General features: G+C 70.6%; 4 protein-coding genes. 2 read left to right on the forward strand and 2 right to left on the reverse strand.

Going from position 1 to position 3,400, the window contains the following annotated elements; all coding sequences use genetic code 11:
- Positions 1 to 83: 83 nt before the first annotated feature.
- Positions 84 to 299, reverse strand: coding sequence for an I78 family peptidase inhibitor (locus tag ACFWPS_RS48635; protein WP_383719363.1), 216 nt, complete (start codon positions 297 to 299; stop codon positions 84 to 86).
- Positions 300 to 791: 492 nt separating this feature from the next.
- Complete coding sequence (locus ACFWPS_RS48640; RefSeq protein WP_383719366.1) at positions 792 to 1,496, reverse strand: transglycosylase family protein; 705 nt, start codon at positions 1,494 to 1,496, stop codon at positions 792 to 794.
- Between the two features lie 540 nt (positions 1,497 to 2,036).
- Here ACFWPS_RS48640 and ACFWPS_RS48645 point away from each other — a divergent pair.
- Positions 2,037 to 2,822: a hypothetical protein gene (locus ACFWPS_RS48645; protein ID WP_383719369.1), complete on the forward strand. Its 786-nt coding sequence runs from the start codon at positions 2,037 to 2,039 to the stop codon at positions 2,820 to 2,822.
- Between the two features lie 136 nt (positions 2,823 to 2,958).
- Positions 2,959 to 3,366: a hypothetical protein gene (locus ACFWPS_RS48650; protein ID WP_383719371.1), complete on the forward strand. Its 408-nt coding sequence runs from the start codon at positions 2,959 to 2,961 to the stop codon at positions 3,364 to 3,366.
- Positions 3,367 to 3,400 lie beyond the last annotated feature (34 nt).

Below are 3,400 nucleotides of genomic sequence, written 5' to 3' on the forward strand. Positions count from 1 at the left end.
GGGTCTGGTACGCACAGCCCCCCCCGGCACGGCGATGGCCCGGGTTCCCCACTGCGGGAACCGGGGCCTTCGCCGTCGTACGGTCAGCCCTTCCAGGCGCGCGCCACGACGCCGTCGCGCACCTCGAAGTTGAGCCGCCCCGTCCGGTACTCCATGGTGATGATCGCGCCCGGCGGCAGCGAGCGCACCGTCGTCCACCCCTGTTGCCGGGCGAACCGTTCCGCGTCGCCCGCATCGAGGCCTACGTACCCTTGCGGGCTGTCCTGGGGCTCCGTCGGCGGAGCGGTGTCCGGTGCCATACGGCCCACGCTAGGCCGCTTCCGGCGGAGACGGAAGCCGAAGTCCCACGTCCGCCTCCGGTCACGCTTCTGTCACAGAATCACGACACGCGTTTCGGTCGAACTCCGTCACACGTACGAGCGGTTCCATGCGCCTTCCTGGCGCATTCGAGCGCAATTCCCCGATGCCGGTAGGGTCTTCCGAAAAGCCGCCGGAAAGAACCGGGAGCGGGGATCCGGGACACTCCGGCGCGTGCATTCCATTCCGATTCCGGCGGCCCGCGCCGAAGCTGACACCGCATAAGAGATTCACCGCTCCGGCACAGAACCCCCGTACCGCACGGGTAGGCACGAGGTTGCCGCAGCGTGAACTCGAAGGGGGCCGTCCGCACGTGAATCACCCTCACATCCGCTCGCCCGCACCCATTCAAAGCATGTACATGCCCCCAAAACGCACCGGGCCCCGCCCGGTCGGACCGGGCGGGGCAGGGCGGTGCGGGGCAGGGGTTCGCGTCAGAGCGCGAGGCGCTGCCCGGGCACGATCAGGTTCGGGTCGTCGCCGATGACGGCTTCGTTGGCGGCATAGAGGTGCTGCCAGGTGGTGCCGTGCCGCTCGGCGATCTCGCTCAGGGTGTCGCCCTTGCGGACGGTGTAGTCGCCCCCGGACGAGGTGCGGCCGGTGCGGTCCGCCGGGCGCTGCGGGGTCTTCGCCGCAGGGGTGGACTTCCGGGCGGTCGACGTGGTCGACGACTTGGACGGCTTCGACGACTTCGTCGCCGACTCCGTGGTGCTCTTCGTGGTCACCGAGGCGCTCTCGGGCGCCGAACCGGTCGCCCCGGCCCGCGCCGAGCAGACCGGCCACGCGTTCCAGCCCTGGGCGTGCTGGACCTTGGTGGCGACGGCGATCTGCGCTTCCCTGGAGGCCTGGTCGGCCGTCGCCGCGTAGGCGGTGCCGCCGTACGCGCGCCAGGTGGAGGCGGAGAACTGGAGTCCGCCGTAGTAGCCGTTGCCGGTGTTGATGTGCCAGTTGCCGCCGCTCTCGCACTGGGCGATGCGGTCCCACACTCCGTTGTCCGCCGCCGCGGCGTTGCCGGTGGCCGCCAGCAGGCCCAGCGGGGCGAGCAGCGCCGCTCCGGCCAGGGCGGCTGTCGTACGGCCCTTGCGGGAGCCGTTCTTGGCGACGGCGGTCTCACGGGTGGTATCGGCACACTCGGACATGTATTTCCCTCTCCACATACCCGGGGTCCCCCAGGCGGGACGCGGTCCCCGCGCGATGGACGCGGTTCCTCGCGCTCGCCCCGTCCGCCGCGGCCGGTACTGCGGTGGTGCTCTGCCTGGTGTGGCCGGCGGACGTACCCGAGCGGTGCTCGTTGCACACGGCGGAGGAATCTAGAGATCGGGAACGCCCGAAATCAACCAACTCCCCGTCAGGCCAGGCCAGTTCGATGTTACCGTGGGTAGCAGCGATTTTCGGCCACCCACTACATTCCCTGATTTCGTGATTTGTCGACCATGGGTTCGATGGATCTGTGATTCACTTCACCGCGTCAAACTCCTTTGGCTTGCGAAGAGTTGACGGGGAGTGCCGGATTCCGCACCAGGAGTGACCCTGCGCAGTGGATGGTTCGATCCCGATCCTCCCAATGCGTGACCCCCACCACAGATCACCCGTTGTCTTCTTCATGAGCCCGCGACCCCGGGGGCTCACGGACCGGGAGCCACCCGGGCCTTCACGCACCGCATCCCGAGGGAGCCACCGTGCCGCGCATGCTCGACGTCAGCGACGAGGTACGCGCCGAGATCGGCGACGAAGAAGCCGACCGGCTGCTCGCCGGAGACAACGCCCCCGGCAGCTACGACTGCACGTCCTGCCGCACCCCGGGCGACTCCGATCAGGAGCGCACCAGCACCGTCCTGTTCATCGGCGACGAGACCGCCGTCCTCGCCTTCGCCCACGCCACCTGCCTGCCCTCGCAGGTCGTCCAGGTCACCGAGGAGCAGCTGCAGGGGGCGGTCCGCTCCATCAACGGCGACAGCGCGCCGGGCGGCGGGCCGCAGAAGTCCGTGCCCGAGCAGGCGGTGCTCGGGGTGACCAGCGGACTCGTACTGATCGCCGGGGAGTTGCACCCCGCGCTGGTCGTGGAGCCGACGTCGCCGATCGTGCGGCCCGGCACGGACGGGGTGGGCGACGACTTCCTGCCGCTCCTCATCGAGCAGGGCTTCATGCCGGTGCCGGAGCTGTCCGCGGTGCCGCCGGTGCTGCACGGGTGGTCGGTGCTGCTGGCGGTGGGTCAGCTGCACGCGGTGCTGCAGCCCGGCGCGACGGGCGGGCAGCCGGTGGCGTGGTGGCAGGCGCATCAGCCGCTGCAGGTGACCGACGGGTGGCGAGCGGCCGCCAACAAGCACCAGCAGGTGCTGATGTTCGCGGCACCGGTGGGGTCGATCGGGCGGCAGCCGCGGGAGGACCTGCTGCGCGACGCGATCGACAAGGCGGCGGCGAACGGGAAGCTGGTGGCGGCGGCGTTGCCTCTTGCGGGGGTTTGAGGGGCGCCCGAGGGGGTGGGGGCTGCGGTGCGTGGGCGGCTACGGGTAATCCGTGGCCGGCCGCGCAGTTCCTCGCGCCTCTGAAGGGGCGCCTGGGGAACCGCATCTCTTTGAAGACCCGGTCGTTTGGACATACGTGCACGCATACGACCTTCCTCCCCACCGGCCGTCCTTCTCCGCCGTTCCCGCTGCTCGGGTATCGCAGGAGGCCCCGGGCGGGCACTCGGCCACGCCGATCTACGACTCGCTCTACGCGGAGTGGGTCAAGAGCTTCCGTACGCTGCCGGGTGATCGCAGCGGTGAGGAGTCCATGGGGTTCGTCGCCTTCGGGAGCACCCCGTTCAGTACCGGCACCCACGGTCTGGGGTCGTACGGAGGGAACTCGTACAGCGCGTACAGCGCGGGTGCCTACAGCGCCCGGAACGGCGGCGGGCAGCCGCAGCCGCCGCAGTGGCAGCGGGTCGGGACGCTCGGGCGGGCCCAGGAGGCCGGGATGACGCCGGTCCCGGCGGCGCTGCCACCGGGACCGCGCCGGGGGATGTGACAGGTCATGCGTGAGGGGCGGCGAGCGTCAGCGG

The sequence above is a fragment of the Streptomyces sp. NPDC058457 genome, assembly GCF_042720695.1.
Classification (GTDB): Bacteria; Actinomycetota; Actinomycetes; order Streptomycetales; family Streptomycetaceae; genus Streptomyces.

Coding starts and splice junctions, on each gene's coding strand:
- ACFWPS_RS48635 (WP_383719363.1), bottom strand. CDS start 299: ATGGCACCGGACACCGCTCCGCCGACGGAGCCCCAGGACAGCCCGCAA.
- ACFWPS_RS48640 (WP_383719366.1), bottom strand. CDS start 1,496: ATGTCCGAGTGTGCCGATACCACCCGTGAGACCGCCGTCGCCAAGAAC.